Annotated in this window: 14 protein-coding genes; 5 read left to right on the forward strand and 9 right to left on the reverse strand. The window is 71.4% G+C overall.

The genetic code is table 11. The features are described 5' to 3' along the window. Positions 1–272 precede the first annotated feature (272 nt). From ACIP2X_RS15805 to ACIP2X_RS15815, 3 genes are all read right to left on the reverse strand, one after another. Entirely contained in the window at positions 273–965 is a 693-nt protein-coding gene (locus ACIP2X_RS15805) for a DUF402 domain-containing protein (protein ID WP_401672772.1), read from the reverse strand. 83 nt (positions 966–1048) lie between these two features. Further along, entirely contained in the window at positions 1049–2464 is a 1416-nt protein-coding gene (locus ACIP2X_RS15810; RefSeq protein WP_401672774.1) for a class II fumarate hydratase, read from the reverse strand. Between the two features lie 175 nt (positions 2465–2639). Beyond that, a complete protein-coding gene (locus ACIP2X_RS15815) occupies positions 2640–4307 on the reverse strand; it encodes a fumarate hydratase (RefSeq protein ID WP_401672776.1) in 1668 nt (555 codons plus the stop codon). 170 nt (positions 4308–4477) lie between these two features. Between ACIP2X_RS15815 and ACIP2X_RS15820 the strand changes: the two genes are divergently transcribed. Both ACIP2X_RS15820 and ACIP2X_RS15825 read left to right on the forward strand, forming a co-directional pair. Then, entirely contained in the window at positions 4478–5164 is a 687-nt protein-coding gene (locus tag ACIP2X_RS15820; protein WP_401672778.1) for a DUF1707 domain-containing protein, read from the forward strand. A gap of 135 nt (positions 5165–5299) precedes the next feature. Further along, positions 5300–5677: a WhiB family transcriptional regulator gene (locus ACIP2X_RS15825; protein WP_401672781.1), complete on the forward strand. Its 378-nt coding sequence runs from the start codon at positions 5300–5302 to the stop codon at positions 5675–5677. 520 nt (positions 5678–6197) lie between these two features. On the opposite strand, the gene glpX is transcribed toward ACIP2X_RS15825, so the two are convergent. Continuing rightward, the gene (gene glpX / locus ACIP2X_RS15830; protein ID WP_365450980.1) at positions 6198–7229 is read right to left on the reverse strand and encodes a class II fructose-bisphosphatase; all 1032 of its coding nucleotides are present in this window, start codon (positions 7227–7229) and stop codon (positions 6198–6200) included. A gap of 126 nt (positions 7230–7355) precedes the next feature. On the opposite strand from glpX, the gene ACIP2X_RS15835 reads away from it, so the two are divergent. Beyond that, the gene (locus ACIP2X_RS15835) at positions 7356–7892 is read left to right on the forward strand and encodes a DUF4245 domain-containing protein (RefSeq protein WP_401672784.1); all 537 of its coding nucleotides are present in this window, start codon (positions 7356–7358) and stop codon (positions 7890–7892) included. Between the two features lie 80 nt (positions 7893–7972). Here the strand turns inward: ACIP2X_RS15835 and ACIP2X_RS15840 are convergent, their stop codons facing one another. From ACIP2X_RS15840 to ACIP2X_RS15855, 4 genes are all read right to left on the reverse strand, one after another. Beyond that, positions 7973–8563 (reverse strand): malonic semialdehyde reductase, encoded by a 591-nt coding sequence (locus ACIP2X_RS15840; RefSeq protein WP_401672787.1) that lies wholly within the window; start codon positions 8561–8563, stop codon positions 7973–7975. Positions 8564–8722: 159 nt separating this feature from the next. Next, on the reverse strand, positions 8723–8965 hold the full coding sequence (locus tag ACIP2X_RS15845; RefSeq protein ID WP_401672790.1) for an exodeoxyribonuclease VII small subunit: 243 nt from the start codon (positions 8963–8965) through the stop codon (positions 8723–8725). Positions 8966–8974: 9 nt separating this feature from the next. Continuing rightward, positions 8975–10183: an exodeoxyribonuclease VII large subunit gene (gene xseA, locus ACIP2X_RS15850; RefSeq protein WP_401672792.1), complete on the reverse strand. Its 1209-nt coding sequence runs from the start codon at positions 10181–10183 to the stop codon at positions 8975–8977. 42 nt (positions 10184–10225) lie between these two features. After that, complete coding sequence (locus ACIP2X_RS15855) at positions 10226–11599, reverse strand: APC family permease (protein WP_401672794.1); 1374 nt, start codon at positions 11597–11599, stop codon at positions 10226–10228. 117 nt (positions 11600–11716) lie between these two features. On the opposite strand from ACIP2X_RS15855, the gene ACIP2X_RS15860 reads away from it, so the two are divergent. Beyond that, positions 11717–12739 (forward strand): 4-hydroxy-3-methylbut-2-enyl diphosphate reductase, encoded by a 1023-nt coding sequence (locus ACIP2X_RS15860; protein ID WP_401672797.1) that lies wholly within the window; start codon positions 11717–11719, stop codon positions 12737–12739. Positions 12740–12820: 81 nt separating this feature from the next. Beyond that, positions 12821–13567, forward strand: a complete 747-nt coding sequence (ppgK, locus tag ACIP2X_RS15865; protein ID WP_401672799.1) for a polyphosphate--glucose phosphotransferase — start codon at positions 12821–12823, stop codon at positions 13565–13567. A gap of 61 nt (positions 13568–13628) precedes the next feature. Here ppgK and ACIP2X_RS15870 read toward each other — a convergent pair whose 3' ends face one another. Continuing rightward, positions 13629–14015 carry a DUF6542 domain-containing protein gene (locus tag ACIP2X_RS15870; RefSeq protein ID WP_401672802.1) on the reverse strand — a complete coding sequence of 129 codons (387 nt, stop codon included), beginning with the start codon at positions 14013–14015 and terminating at the stop codon, positions 13629–13631. Positions 14016–14217: the final 202 nt, after the last annotated feature.

Genomic DNA, 14217 nt, shown 5'->3' on the forward strand with positions numbered 1-14217 from the left:
GCCTTGCATCGCGCGTGCAGTTCGTCCCGCCGAAGTCCCGATACCCGGAATACATGCCCCAGGAACGGGATTCCCGCGTGGTCAGAGGCTGTTCCTGTGCCACCGGCGGACCGGCCGCGGCCCGCACGGGTGTTGCCCTCGTGTCCCTCGCTCACGTCCTGCCGCCCCTCGGTGACATCCGGTCAAGCTCACTGCGCGTCCCACGAGTTGCCCTCGCGCGCCCCTTGCGGAGGACGATCCTACGTTTCCCGCCCGGGGGCGCAGCAAGGGTCTCACGAGGACACACGCGCAGGCATACGATCCCAGTCCTCCGGAAGTGAGGGTACGGCCCAGGCCGGATCCGGCCGCCAGTGCTGCCATCCGTCGGCGAACGGCGGCCCCCAGGCGCGGATCACCTCCACCGCGGCCCGGCCCGCGTCCCGGACCCGTTCGGCCTGCGCGGCGTCCATCAGACCGTCCCGCTGGGCCTGGGCGAACTCGTCCTCGTCCCGCCACTGCCAACTGCGGTCCGGCTCCACGGTGATGTCGAGGAAGTGGTCCTCGGAGTCCACGCCGCCGCTCCAACGCGCCAGCGGCTCCTCCAGGTTGACGTACCAGTTCTTGAACCGCCAGCCCGGGTCCCAGAACAGCCACACCGACCAGGGCTCGCGGGGCCGGGCCAGCTTCAGCACACCGGTGCCGAACCAGTGGCCGCGCTGCACGGTCCGCGGCCTCGTGTAGCGCGTGCGAAGCGGCTCCAGGTGCACCGGCGTCCCGTCGGCCAGCACCGGCTTGACGCACTCCGTGCCCGGCGCCATCCACACGGCGAGCAGGTCGGCGTCGTCGCGCACGACGGTGACGGGGCGCGCGATGTGGAAGCGGTCGCCCGCGTTCTCCCGGTAGCGCCACAGGATGTGACTGCCCAAGGCCCAGAAGGCCGTGGCTCCGCCCGCTTCCACGCGTCTCACCGCTCCGTCGTCCGTCATGCACAGATATTAGGTGTCACCGGCATACGACGCCGCGACGCGTGTCACGGTTCACCCACCGGTCACACGGACCGGCACGCCGGTCACGGACGCGTCATCCGCAGGACGTCCAGCGCCTCGTCGAGCTGCTGCACGGTGAGGTCGCCGCGCTCCACGTAGCCGCCCTCCAGGACGACCTGACGGATCGTCTTGCGCTCGGCCAGCGACTTCTTGGCGACCTTGGCGGCCTCCTCGTAGCCGATGTACTTGTTCAGCGGGGTCACCACGGAGGGCGACGACTCGGCGTACTCACGGGCGCGTTCCCGGTTGGCGGTGATGCCGTCGACGGTGCGGTCGGCGAGCAGCCGGGAGACGGCCGCGAGCAGCCGGACGGACTCCAGCACGTTCTTCGCGATGACCGGGAGCATCACGTTCAGCTCGAAGTTGCCGGAGGCGCCCGCCGTGGCGACCGTGGTGTCGTTGCCGACGACCTGGGCGCAGACCATGAGCACGGCCTCCGGGACGACCGGGTTGACCTTGCCCGGCATGATCGACGAACCGGGCTGGAGGTCGGGCAGGTTGATCTCGGCGAGCCCGGTGCGCGGTCCGGACGCCATCCAGCGCAGATCGTTGGCGATCTTCGTCAGTCCGACGGCGACGGTGCGCAGCTGCCCGCTGGTCTCGACGATCCCGTCCCGGGCGCCCTGCGCCTCGAAGTGGTTGCGCGCCTCGGTGAGCGGCAGGCCGGTCGCGCGGGCCACCTCCGCGATCACGGCCGCCGGGAAACCGGGCGGGGTGTTGATGCCGGTGCCGACCGCCGTACCGCCGAGCGGCAGTTCGGCGAGCCGGGGGAGGGAGGCCTCCAGCCGCTCGATGCCGTAGCGCACCTGGGCCGCGTAGCCGCCGAACTCCTGGCCCAGCGTCACGGGCGTGGCGTCCATCAGGTGGGTCCGCCCCGACTTCACCACGTCGGCGAACTCCTCGGCCTTGCGCTCCAGGGACTCGGCCAGGTGCCGCAGCGCCGGGATCAGGTCGCGCAGCACGGCGGCGGTGGCGGCGATGTGCAGGGACGAGGGGAAGACGTCGTTGGACGACTGGGACGCGTTGACGTGGTCGTTGGGGTGGACGTCCCGGCCGAGGCGCTCGCTCGCGAGGGTCGCGATGACCTCGTTGGTGTTCATGTTGGACGAGGTGCCCGAGCCCGTCTGGAACACGTCGACCGGGAAATGGGCGTCCCAGCGTCCCTCCGCGACCTCCCGCGCCGCCTCCTGGACGGCCTCGGCGATGTCCTTGTCGAGGACGCCGAGCTTGGCGTTGACGGCCGCGGCGGCGGCCTTGATCCGCGCCAGCGCCTCGATGTGCGCGCGCTCCAGCCGCTGCCCGGAGACCGGGAAGTTCTCCACGGCCCGCTGCGTCTGGGCCCGCCACTTGGCGTCGGCCGGCACCCGCACCTCGCCCATCGAGTCGTGCTCGACGCGGTACTTCCGGTCGCCGTCTTCGGTGTTCGTCGTCTTCGTCATCGTTTTCGTACCTCCAGGAGGGAAGCGCGTGGTCCGCGGGGGCGTATTCCCCTCCCAGGATCGCGTGATCCTCCTCATGGCGGCGGTCGCCTCGCGCGCGCCGCCACGGACGAGGCCCCGCGCACCGGATCGGTTGGGCGGGGCCTCGCGGGAGCGTGCGGTGCGGTGCGGCGGGTCAGGCCAGCCCGGGGCCCCGTACCGGAATCGACGTGAACGTCGGGGCGGGAGCGGGGTCTTTGAAGAAGTCGTTGCCCTTGTCGTCGACCACGACGAACGCCGGGAAGTCCTCGACCTCGATCTTCCAGACGGCCTCCATGCCGAGCTCCTCGTACTCGACGACCTCGACCTTCTTGATGCAGTCCTGGGCGAGGCGGGCGGCGGGGCCGCCGATGGAGCCGAGGTAGAAGCCGCCGTGCGTGCCGCAGGCGTCGGTGACCTGCTGGCTGCGGTTGCCCTTGGCCAGCATCACCTTGGAGCCGCCCGCCGCCTGGAACTGCTCGACGTAGGAGTCCATGCGGCCGGCCGTCGTCGGGCCGAAGGAGCCGGACGCGTAGCCCTCGGGGGTCTTCGCGGGGCCGGCGTAGTACACCGGGTGGTCCTTCAGGTACTGCGGCATCTCCTCGCCCGCGTCCAGCCGCTCCTTGATCTTGGCGTGCGCGATGTCGCGGGCCACGACCAGGGGGCCGGTGAGGGAGAGGCGCGTCTTGACCGGGTACTTGGTCAGCTCGGCGAGGATGTCGTCCATCGGCTGGTTGAGGTCGATCCTGACGACGTCGCCGGCCTCGTCGAGGTGCTCGTCCGTGGTGTCGGGGAGGAAGCGTGCCGGGTCGGTCTCCAGCTGCTCCAGGAAGACGCCCTCGGCGGTGATCTTCGCGAGCGCCTGCCGGTCGGCCGAGCAGGAGACGGCGATGGCGACCGGGCAGGACGCGCCGTGCCGGGGGAGGCGGACGACCCGTACGTCGTGGCAGAAGTACTTGCCGCCGAACTGGGCGCCGATGCCGATCTTCTGCGTCAGCTCGAAGACCTTCTCCTCCAGCTCCTTGTCGCGGAAGCCGTGCCCGAGCGGCGAGCCCTCGGCGGGGATCTCGTCCAGGTAGTGCGCGGAGGCGTACTTCGCGGTCTTCAGCGCGTACTCGGCGCTCGTGCCGCCGACCACGATGGCCAGGTGGTACGGCGGGCAGGCGGCCGTGCCCAGCGAACGGATCTTCTCCTCCAGGAACTTCATCATGGAGGCCTCGTTCAGGACGGCCTTCGTCTCCTGGTAGAGGAACGACTTGTTGGCGCTGCCGCCGCCCTTGGCCATGACGAGGAACTTGTAGGCGCCGCCGTCGGTCGCGTACAGCTCGATCTGCGCGGGGAGGTTGGAGCCGGTGTTCTTCTCCTCCCACATGGTCAGCGGGGCCATCTGGGAGTAGCGGAGGTTGAGGTTCTTGTAGGCGTCGTAGACGCCCCGGGACAGGGCCGCCTCGTCGCCGCCCTCGGTGAGCACGTTCTGTCCGCGTTTGCCCATGACGATCGCGGTGCCGGTGTCCTGGCACATGGGGAGCACGCCGGCGGCCGCGATGTTGGCGTTCTTCAGCAGGTCCAGGGCGACGAACTTGTCGTTGCCGGACGCCTCCGGGTCGTCGATGATCCGGCGCAGCTGGGCCAGGTGGGCCGGGCGCAGATAGTGCTGGATGTCGTGGATGGCCTCCTCGGCGAGCTTGCGCAGCGCCTCCGGCTCGACCTTGAGGAACGTCCGCCCGTCGGCCTCGAAGGTGGAGACACCCTCGGAGGTCACCAGCCGGTACGGGGTGGTGTCCTCCCCCATGGGGAGCAGATCGGTGTACTCGAACTCAGGCATCGCGCCCATTCCTCACTCACGGCAGACAGCGCTGGCATCCGTTGGCAGCGTCCACCAGCGTAGGACGTGGCATCGGCGGCGAGCTTGTGAGGTAAGGCTCAGTTCGAACCGCCGTGCCCGGCCCGCCCGCCGGGGTGTCGCGATCTATCGTGTTTGGGTACGCTGCTGCTGTGGACCTTCAGAAGCACACCGCGCCCGGCTCCGAACTCCGTGCCTCCGACGCCGACCGCGACCGTTTCGCGGACATCCTGCGTGAGGCCCTGGCCGAGGGCCGCCTCACGGCCGAGGAGCACGCCGAGCGGGTGGAGGGTGTCTACACCGCGAAGACCGTCGGTGAGCTGGAGCCGTACGTGCGGGACCTGCCCGGCGCGCACCACCACGCCCGCCCGGCCCCCACGTACATCTCCGCTCCCCAGCGGCCCTCGGCCGGCGCGATACCGGCGGAGCCGGACGAGAACGTGGTCGCGGTGTTCAGCGCCGCGGTGCGCAAGGGGCGTTGGCGGGCGGGCCGCCGCATCCACGCGTACTCGGTCTTCGGCAGTGTCGAGATCGACCTCAGCGAGGCGGTCTTCGAGTACCAGCAGGTCGTGATCAAGGCCTGGTCCGTCTTCGGGAACGTCGAGGTCCGCGTACCGGAGAACGTCTCGCTGCGCGGCTCCGGCGGTGGCGTCCTCGGCAACTTCGAGGTCGACAACCAGGACGCCACGGACCCCGACGCCCCCATCGTCTTCGTGGAGGGCTGGGCCGTGCTCGGCAACATCGAGGCGCGCCCCAAGCGCGGGAAGCTGGTGGCGGACATCCTCGACCGGGTGCACCGCAAGGTCGACAAACACCTGCGCAAGCACCTCGACCACTAGGTCCTGTCGTCCCCCGGGCAGTGCATCCGTATCCCCTGATTCCGGTCGTTGGGGACTCCCTGCATAGGCGCGCGTACAGCGGGTAGACCTTGCTGCATCGTCTCTCGCTCGCGAAGCCGTCGTCAGGAGTAGACCGTGCTGCAACCGCCGCATTCGTCCCTGCAGGTAGCTGCCGTTCCGGCCCAGCGGGTGCCAGCGCGAGACAGGGACCAAGACGCCCCATGGCACACGGAGGCAGTGTGCCGGCGCGACGAGGCCGGCCTGTTCTTCGCGCCCTCCAAGGAGCCCACCGCCGCCCGGCTCTCCCGCGAGGAGGCGGCCAAGCGCGTCTGCGCCCGCTGCCCCGTCATGGTCGAGTGCCGCGAACACGCCCTCCTCCAGCCCGAGCCCTACGGCGTCTGGGGCGGCCTCACCGCCGCCGAGCGCCGCGTGGTCCTGGCCCGGCGCCGCCGCCGCGAACTGGAACTGAAGAAGGCGGCCCGCACCGACAGCCGCATAGCTGCCGCCGGCTGACCCCCGAAAGGCGCCCCCTCCGCACAGGGGGCGCCTTGGCCACAGCCACCAACGCGCTCTCAATTCGCGGGCCTTCTCGGAGGCAGCGGCGAGCCGGCGCTCTCAGGGGCGCGGCGAACTGCACGACAAACCACGACGCACCCGCAGCGCCAATACAGCGTCAGCCCCCGGCGGCAGGGCGCCTTCAGGGGCGCGGGGAACTGCGCGAAGAACCACGCCGCACCCGCAGCGCCACGACAGCGTCAGCCCCCGGCGGCAGGGCGCTCTCAGGGGCGCGGGGAACTGCGCGACAGGCCCCCCACCCGCACCCGCCCGGAGACCTTTCGCCCCCGATGGGCAGGGCGTCCTCAGGGGCGCGGGGAACTGCGCGACAAGCCACGCCGCACCCGCAGCGCCACGACAGCGTCAGCCCCCAGCGGCAGGGCGCTTTCACGGGCGCGGGGAACTGCGCGACAAGCCACGCCGCACCCGCACTCGCCGCCCCCGGCCACCACCCCCGAAGCCCAGCCCCGCCGCCCCCCTACTTCGCCCGCTCGAAATCGATCGCGCTGTACGCCCGCAGCTTGCTCAACCGATGCTCGGAGTCGATCCTCCGCACCGTCCCCGACTTGGACCGCATCACGATCGAGTCCGTCGTGGCCGTCTCCGACCGGTAACGAACCCCCCGCAGCAGCTCCCCATCGGTGATCCCGGTCGCCACGAAGAACACGTTCTCCCCGGTCACCAGGTCCTCGGTCGTCAGCACCCGGTCCAGATCGTGCCCCGCGTCGATCGCCCGCTGCCGCTCCTCGTCGTCCTTGGGCCACAGCTTGCCCTGGATGGTCCCGCCGAGGCACTTCACGGCGCAGGCCGAGATGATCCCCTCCGGCGTCCCGCCGACACCGAGCAGCAGGTCCACGCCCGTGCCCTCACGCAGCGCCAGGATCGACCCGGCCACGTCACCGTCGGAGATCAGCTTGATCCGCGCACCCGTCTCGCGGACCTCCTCGATGAGCCGCTCGTGCCGCGGCCGGTCGAGGATGACGACGGTCACGTCCTCGGGCGCGGAGCGCTTCGCCTTGGCGACCCGCCGAATGTTCACCGACACCGGCGCGTCGATGTCGACGAAGTCCGCCGCCTCGGGCCCGGTGACCAGCTTGTCCATGTAGAAGACGGCCGACGGGTCGAACATCGACCCCCGCTCCGCCGCCGCGAGCACCGCGATGGCGTTCGTCATGCCCTTGGCAGTCAGGGTCGTGCCGTCGATCGGATCGACGGCGATGTCGCACTCGGGCCCGGTCCCGTCGCCGACCCGCTCCCCGTTGTAGAGCATCGGCGCCTCGTCCTTCTCACCCTCCCCGATGACGACTACGCCGTTCATGGAGACGGTGGAGACGAGGGCGCGCATGGCGCGCACCGCGGCACCGTCGGCGCCGTTCTTGTCCCCGCGGCCCACCCAGCGACCCGCGGCCATCGCCGCGGCTTCGGTCACCCGGACCAGTTCGAGGGCGAGGTTGCGGTCGGGGGCCTCGGAGGGCACATCGAGTTCGGACGGCAAGTGATGCTCGGTCATCGGAACGCACCTTTCTGATACGACGACGGCCGGATGAGGGTTCGGCGACGACTCTATCGTCAGATCGACAGAATGAGCAGGGCCCCCCACGGATGAGCGGACGGGGCACCTGCGACGATAGGGGGCGTGGCAGGCGCGAACGGCAAGCAGAAGACGGTCCGGGACATGGTTTTCTCCCTGGGCCTGATCGTGCTGGCGGGGTTGGTCATGTACCTCTTCGTCCCGCACGACAGCGACCAGGAACCGGACGTCAAACGGGTCGACTACCGGGTCGAGCTGCTGACGGCCCGCCGCGCGGCCGCGTATCCGGTGGCCGCGCCGCAGGGCCTGCCGCAGACCTGGAAGCCGACGTCGGTCCGCTTCGACGGTCAGAAGCAGGACGCCTGGCACCTCGGCTTCCACGCCCCCGACGGGGAGTACGTCACGCTGAAGCAGTCCATGGACAAGCGGATCCCGTTCATCGAGGACGCCACCCAGGGCGCGCAGGAGACGAAGGTCACCGAGGAGATCGACGGCCGGACATGGGTCCGCTGGACCGGCGGCCGCTACGACGCACTGGTCCTGGCCGAGGACGACGACGCCAAGGGCGCGACGACGGTGGTGGCCGGCACCGGCCCGTTCGAGCAGCTGACCACGATGGTGAAGGCGCTGAGGACGTCCTGACCCCGCCATGACCCCTGGTCGCGACGACGCGAAGGGCCCCCGGCATCCGATGCCGGGGGCCCTTCGCGTGGCGGGGTGGGTCACACCGTGGTGACGACGTCCTCGTACGCCAGCCGCGGCGAACGCGCGTACCACGCGTCCGGGCCCGGACGGCCGATGTTCACGACCATCAGTGGGGTGTGGTCGTCGTCCAGGAACTCCTTGCGCACGCCCTCGGCGTCCAGGCCGGTCATCGGGCCCGCGGCCAGGCCGGCGGCGCGCACGCCGACGATGAAGTAGGCGGCCTGGAGGGCGGCGTTCAGGCCGGCCGCGCGCTCGCGGACCGGGCGCTCGGCGAAGAACGCGTCCTTGACCTGCGGGGCGTGCGGGAAGAGCTGCGGCAGCTCCTCGTGGAACTCGTTGTCCGCGGCGAGGATCGCCACCAGCGGCGCGGCGGCCGTCTTGGCCCGGTTGCCCTCGGACAGGTGCTGGACCAGGCGTTCACGGGCCTCGGGGGAGCGGACCAGGGTGATGCGCAGGGGTGACTGGTTGAAGGCGGTCGGGCCGTACTTGACCAGGTCGTAGATCGCCTGCACCTGCTCGTCGGTCACCGGCTCGTCGGTGAAGGCGTTCGCGGTGCGGGCCTCGCGGAAGAGCAGGTCCTGGGCGGCGGGGTCAAGAACGAGAGACATGCGTGAACTTTCTCGGTGCTGCGTCGAATCCATGTACCGTACATGGAGTCGCTGACGGGACCGACGGTACGTCAGAAGAAGTTCAAAGTTCAACAAAATCGAGGCCGTGGTGATCGGCTTCACACCGATCCGCCGCAGGTCAGGCCCGTGCCGCGCCGCTCACTCCTGCTCGGCCCCCGCCTCGGTCCCGGACTCCGCCGCCTCCTCGGCCAGCGCCGCGTCCAGCCGGGCCCGCGCGCCCTCCAGCCACCGCCGGCACACCTTGGCCAGCTCCTCGCCGCGCTCCCACAGCGCGAGGGACTCCTCCAGCGTCGTACCGCCCGCCTCCAGCCGCCGTACGACCTCGATCAGCTCGTCGCGCGCCTGCTCGTAGCCCAGCGCCTCGTCCACCTTGCCGCTCATCCGCCCACCCTAAGCATCGACTCGTACGGAGAACTCACCCTCGGCCACCCGCGCCCGCAGGGGCTCGTCGGCCGTCACCTCGTCCGGCGCGCGGACCACATGGCCGTCGGCCCTCTGCAGCACCGCGTACCCCCGCCGCAGGGTCGCCGCCGGCGAGAGGGCCACCACGCGCGCGTGCGTGTGCGTCAGCTCCGACTCGGCCCGGTCCAGGTGGTGCCCGAGACACCGCCGTCCGCGCTCGACCAGCGCCGCCACCTGCTCGGCCCGCTCGTCGATCATCCGGTGCGGATCCTCCATCGAGGGCCGCGCCAGCGCGTGCGCGAGCCCCCGCTCCTCCCGCTCGACGAACGCCGCCACGCACCGCCGCGCCCGGTCCCGCAGCTGCCGCACCCGCTCGAACTCCTCGCCCACGTCCGGTACGACCTTCTTCGCCGCGTCGGTGGGCGTGGAGGCGCGCAGGTCCGCGACGTGGTCCAGGAGCGGATTGTCGGGTTCGTGGCCGATGGCCGACACCACGGGCGTACGGCAGGCCGCCACCGCCCGCACCAGCTGCTCGTCGGAGAACGGCAGCAGATCCTCCACGCTGCCGCCGCCCCGCGCCACGACGATCACGTCGACGTCCTCGATCGCGTCGAGCTCCTTGACCGCCTGCACGACCTGCGGCACCGCGTGCACGCCCTGCACCGCGACGTTGCGCACCTCGAAGCGCACGGCCGGCCAGCGGTGCCGGGCGTTCTCCAGCACGTCCCGCTCGGCGGCCGAGGCCCGCCCGCACACCAGCCCGATCAGCTGCGGCAGGAACGGCAGCGGCCGCTTGCGCTCCGGCGCGAACAGCCCCTCGCCCGCGAGTTTCTTCTTCAGCTGCTCAAGACGCGCCAGCAGCTCGCCGACGCCCACGGGCCTTATCTCGGCGGCCCGCAGGGACAGCTGCCCCCGCGGCGCGTACCACTCCGGCTTCGCCAGGACGAGGACCCGGGCGCCCTCGCTCACGACGTCGGCGACCGCGTCGAAGACCTGCCGGTAGCAGGTGACGCTCACCGAGATGTCGTACGACGGGTCGCGCAGCGTCAGGAACACCACTCCCGCGCCCGGCCGTCGCGACAACTGGGTGATCTGCCCCTCCACCCAGACCGCCCCGAGCCGGTCGATCCAGCTCCCGATCAGCCGCGACACCTCACCGACGGGCAGGGGGGCTTCCGGGGTCGTGTTGAGTGCCATGCCGCGAGCGTAGTGGGCGGCACCGACAGACCCGGCCCGTGCTCAGCCGCCGGAAGGACCCTTGCGCAGGGCCTGCCCCACCAGCACCACGACGCCGATCGCCAGCCACACCGCCCCCACCACCTGCGCCTCGGGCGACGCCTCCACGATCACCGCGAGCGTGATCGCCGCTCCCAGCACCGGCAGCAGCACATGCCGCCACCAGCTCACCGGCCCGCCGCGCCGCCGTACCGCGAACCACCCCACCACGCTCGCGTGCAGCAGGGTGAAGGCCGTCAGGGCGCCGACGTCGACCACCGACACCAGATGGTCCAGGCCGTCGGCCCGCCGGGCCGCCCACACCGCCGCGACCATCGTGATCACCGCGGCGCACAGCAGGGCCGCGCGCGGGACCCCCGAGTCCGTCCGGGCCAGGGCCCGCGGCAGCCGCCGCTCCCGTGCCATCGCGAACAGCAGCCGCCCGGCCGCGGCCTGCCCGGCCAGCGCCGCGAAGGCCGCGCCGAGCGCCTTGCTCGCGGCCACCAGGTCGTGCAGCCAGGTCCCCACGGACGTGTCCACGGCGTCGTAGAACGCCGTGCCCTGCCGGGCGGGCTCGGCGGCCAGCCGCGCGGACGACACCGGCTCCAGCAGGGCCACCAGGTACGTCTGCGCGACGAACAGCGCGCCCGCGAGACCCAGGCAGAACAGCACCGCCCGCGCCACCTGCCGCGAGCCGCCGGTCACCTCCTCCGCGAACGAGGCGATCGCGTCGAAGCCCAGGTACGACAGCACGGCGACCGACACGGCCCCGATCACCGCCGACACCGCGAACGCCCCCTGCGTCCCGTCCCCCGACAGAGGCGACAGCCACCCGCGCTCGGCCCCCTCGCGCGCGAGGACCACGCTCGCCGACACCACGAAGACCAGCAGGACCACGATCTCCAGCGCGAGCACCACGAAGCCCACCTTGGCCGCGGGGCGCACACCCCACAGGTTCAGCAGCGTCGTCACCACGACCGCCAGCGCGGTCCACACCCAGCGGGAGACCTGCGGGACCAGCGCCTCCATCGCGATCCCGGAGAAGAGGTAGGCGACCGCCGGGATCAGCAGGTAGTCCAGCATCGCCATCCAGCCGGCGACGAAGCCCGCCTCCTTGCCGAGCCCCACGCGCGCGTACGCGAAGACGGATCCCGCCCGGGGGACCACCCGCACCATCTGCGCGTAGCTGAACGCCGTGAACGCCATCGCCACCGTGGCGACGAGGTACACCAGGGCGACCGCCCCGTGCGACCGGGCGTCCAGGGTGCCGAAGACGCCTACCGGGGCCATCGGGGCGATGAACAGCAACCCGTAGACGACCAGGTCCCGAAAGCCGAGCGTGCGCCGCAGACCGTGGTCCTCGTCCACCCGGGGCGGCGCCGTGCCGGTTTCGGACATCACAAGCCTCCGACCGTCGCGTACGTGGTGCTCTTCCCCACCCCTCACGGCTCAAGGCCAGTCTCCCCAGGAACGTCACAAGGGCGCGATCTTTGACCCCCCGAACGCGGCCTTACGATGGGTCCCATGACTGCTTCGCCTGGCCGCCGTGTCCTGCTCGCCGCCCCCCGTGGCTACTGCGCGGGTGTGGACCGCGCCGTGATCGCCGTCGAGAAAGCCCTGGAGCAGTACGGCGCTCCGATCTATGTCCGGCACGAGATCGTCCACAACAAGTACGTCGTCCAGACCCTGGAGAAGAAGGGCGCCATCTTCGTCGAGCAGACGGAGGAGGTCCCCGCGGGGAACATCGTGATGTTCTCCGCGCACGGCGTCGCCCCCGTCGTCCACGAGGAGGCCGAGCGGGGCAAGCTGGCCACCATCGACGCCACCTGCCCGCTGGTCACCAAGGTCCACAAGGAAGCGGTCCGGTTCGCGAACGAGGACTACGACATCCTGCTGATCGGTCACGAGGGACACGAGGAGGTCATCGGCACCTCCGGTGAGGCCCCCGAGCACATCCAGCTCGTCGACGGCCCCGGCGACGTGGCGAAGGTCGAGGTCCGTGACCCCTCCAAGGTGGTCTGGCTGTCCCAGACCACGCTCTCCGTCGACGAGACGATGGAGACCGTCGACGCCCTGAAGGACAAGTTCCCGCAGCTGATCTCGCCGCCCAGCGACGACATCTGCTACGCCACCCAGAACCGTCAGCTCGCGGTCAAGCAGATGGGCGCCGAGGCCGAACTCGTCATCGTCGTCGGCTCCCGCAACTCCTCCAACTCCAAGCGGCTCGTCGAGGTCGCCAAGCTCGCCGGCTCGCGCGCGGCCTACCTCGTGGACTTCGCCGACGAGATCGACGAGGCCTGGCTGGAGGGCGTCGCCACGGTCGGTGTCACCTCCGGGGCCTCCGTTCCCGAGGTGCTCGTCGAGCAGGTGCTGGAGTGGCTCGCGGCGCGCGGCTTCGAGGACGTCGAGATCGTCAAGGCCGCCGAGGAGTCCATCACCTTCTCGCTGCCCAAGGAGCTGCGCCGTGACCTGCGCGAGGAGGCGGCCGAGCTGATCGCGCAGCGCACGGACGCGAGGGGTGCCGGCGACGAGCGGTGAGCGGTGGGGGCGCCGGGGGAGGGCCGCCCTCTCCCCGCTCGCGACGTCGTGACCGTCAGTGGTCCGTCGTAACGTGGTGACATGCAGATCTTCGGTGTGGACATCGGCGGATCCGGGATCAAGGGCGCTCCTGTGGACCTCGACAGGGGCGCCCTCACGGACGAGCGTTTCAAGGTGCTGACCCCCCATCCCTCGACGCCCGACTCGGTGGCCGACGGCGTCAAGGAGGTCGTCGAGCACTTCGGGTGGACCGGCCCGATCGGCGTGACGTTCCCGGGCGTGGTCACGGGCGGCGCCACCATCCGAACGGCGGCGAACGTCGACCGGAGCTGGATCGACACGGACGCCCGCGTGCTGCTGGGCGACCGTCTGGGCGGCGTCCCGGTCACCGTGGTGAACGACGCCGACGCGGCGGGCATCGCCGAGATGGCCTTCGGCGCGGGCCGCGACCGCAAGGGCACCGTCATCATGCTGACCTTCGGCACGGGCATCGGCAGCGCGCTCTTCACCGGCGGCGTCCTCGTGCCCAACAGCGAGCTGGGCCATCTGGAACTGCACGGGCACGACGCCGAGAAGCGGGCCTCCAGCAAGGTCAAGGAGGACCACGACATGTCGTGGGAGCACTGGGCGCAGCGGGTGCAGCAGTACCTCGCGCACGTCGAGATGCTCTTCTCGCCCGAGCTCTTCGTCATCGGCGGCGGCGTGAGCCGCAAGGCGCACAAGTTCCTGCACTACATCGAGGGCATCGAGGCCGAGATCGTCCCCGCCGAGCTGCAGAACAACGCGGGGATCGTCGGGGCGGCGATGCGGGCGGCGGACGCGGGGTAGTCCCTGGGCGGGCCGGCCGGGGACCTGGGGATGACCGACCCCGGGTCCCGCCGGGCCCTGCTCACGGGCGGTTGCGTGCCGCGCGTCGGCGCAGGTGCCGGAGCTTGCGGACGCCCACGATCGAGCCCGCGACGAGCGTCCCCCCGTACAACCACCCCGCCTGAGTGGCCAGCGCCGTGAACAGGCCCACGACGCGGTCACTCACCCCGTCCCCGCTCTCGGCGACGGGGACCAGGCCCAGCGTGAAGGCGATCGGCACCACGACCGGGACGGTCACCAGGTCCACCCCGCGCACCCACACCGCGGCCAGCACGCACACCGGCAGGAACAGCACCCCGTAGACGACGAGCGACGAGCCGAACAGCAGCGCGTCGAGCGAGCCGAGCGCCAGCATCACCGCCCCGCAGAACAGCCCGCAGCCGAGCCCGGTGAACCGGGGGTTGGGCATCCGCCGTACCGCCTGGACGACGGGCGGGGCGGGGCGTCGTAACGCCGCCGCGGGCCGCGCCGTACCGGCGGGACGGCTCCTGTTCCTGGCCGCGGCGGGCTTGGCGGGCCGCGGCGAGGAACCGCCGCCGCCCCCTCCCGTGCCGCCGTTCCCACCGCCGCGCCGAGCCTGCGACGGCAGGGGTGTCGGCGGCGCGGCGCCG

The organism is Streptomyces sp. NPDC089424, assembly GCF_044749345.1.
Lineage (GTDB): Bacteria > Actinomycetota > Actinomycetes > Streptomycetales > Streptomycetaceae > Streptomyces.

Excerpts from the sequence above, each read along its gene's own strand:
- ACIP2X_RS15805 (WP_401672772.1), bottom strand. The coding sequence starts at position 965 with ATGACGGACGACGGAGCGGTGAGACGCGTGGAAGCGGGCGGAGCCACG.
- ACIP2X_RS15810 (WP_401672774.1), bottom strand. The coding sequence starts at position 2,464 with ATGACGAAGACGACGAACACCGAAGACGGCGACCGGAAGTACCGCGTC.
- ACIP2X_RS15815 (WP_401672776.1), bottom strand. The coding sequence starts at position 4,307 with ATGCCTGAGTTCGAGTACACCGATCTGCTCCCCATGGGGGAGGACACC.
- glpX (WP_365450980.1), bottom strand. The coding sequence starts at position 7,229 with ATGACCGAGCATCACTTGCCGTCCGAACTCGATGTGCCCTCCGAGGCC.
- ACIP2X_RS15840 (WP_401672787.1), bottom strand. The coding sequence starts at position 8,563 with ATGTCTCTCGTTCTTGACCCCGCCGCCCAGGACCTGCTCTTCCGCGAG.
- ACIP2X_RS15845 (WP_401672790.1), bottom strand. The coding sequence starts at position 8,965 with ATGAGCGGCAAGGTGGACGAGGCGCTGGGCTACGAGCAGGCGCGCGAC.
- xseA (WP_401672792.1), bottom strand. The coding sequence starts at position 10,183 with ATGGCACTCAACACGACCCCGGAAGCCCCCCTGCCCGTCGGTGAGGTG.
- ACIP2X_RS15855 (WP_401672794.1), bottom strand. The coding sequence starts at position 11,599 with ATGTCCGAAACCGGCACGGCGCCGCCCCGGGTGGACGAGGACCACGGT.
- ACIP2X_RS15860 (WP_401672797.1), top strand. The coding sequence starts at position 11,717 with ATGGGTCCCATGACTGCTTCGCCTGGCCGCCGTGTCCTGCTCGCCGCC.
- ppgK (WP_401672799.1), top strand. The coding sequence starts at position 12,821 with ATGCAGATCTTCGGTGTGGACATCGGCGGATCCGGGATCAAGGGCGCT.
- ACIP2X_RS15870 (WP_401672802.1), bottom strand. The coding sequence starts at position 14,015 with ATGCCCAACCCCCGGTTCACCGGGCTCGGCTGCGGGCTGTTCTGCGGG.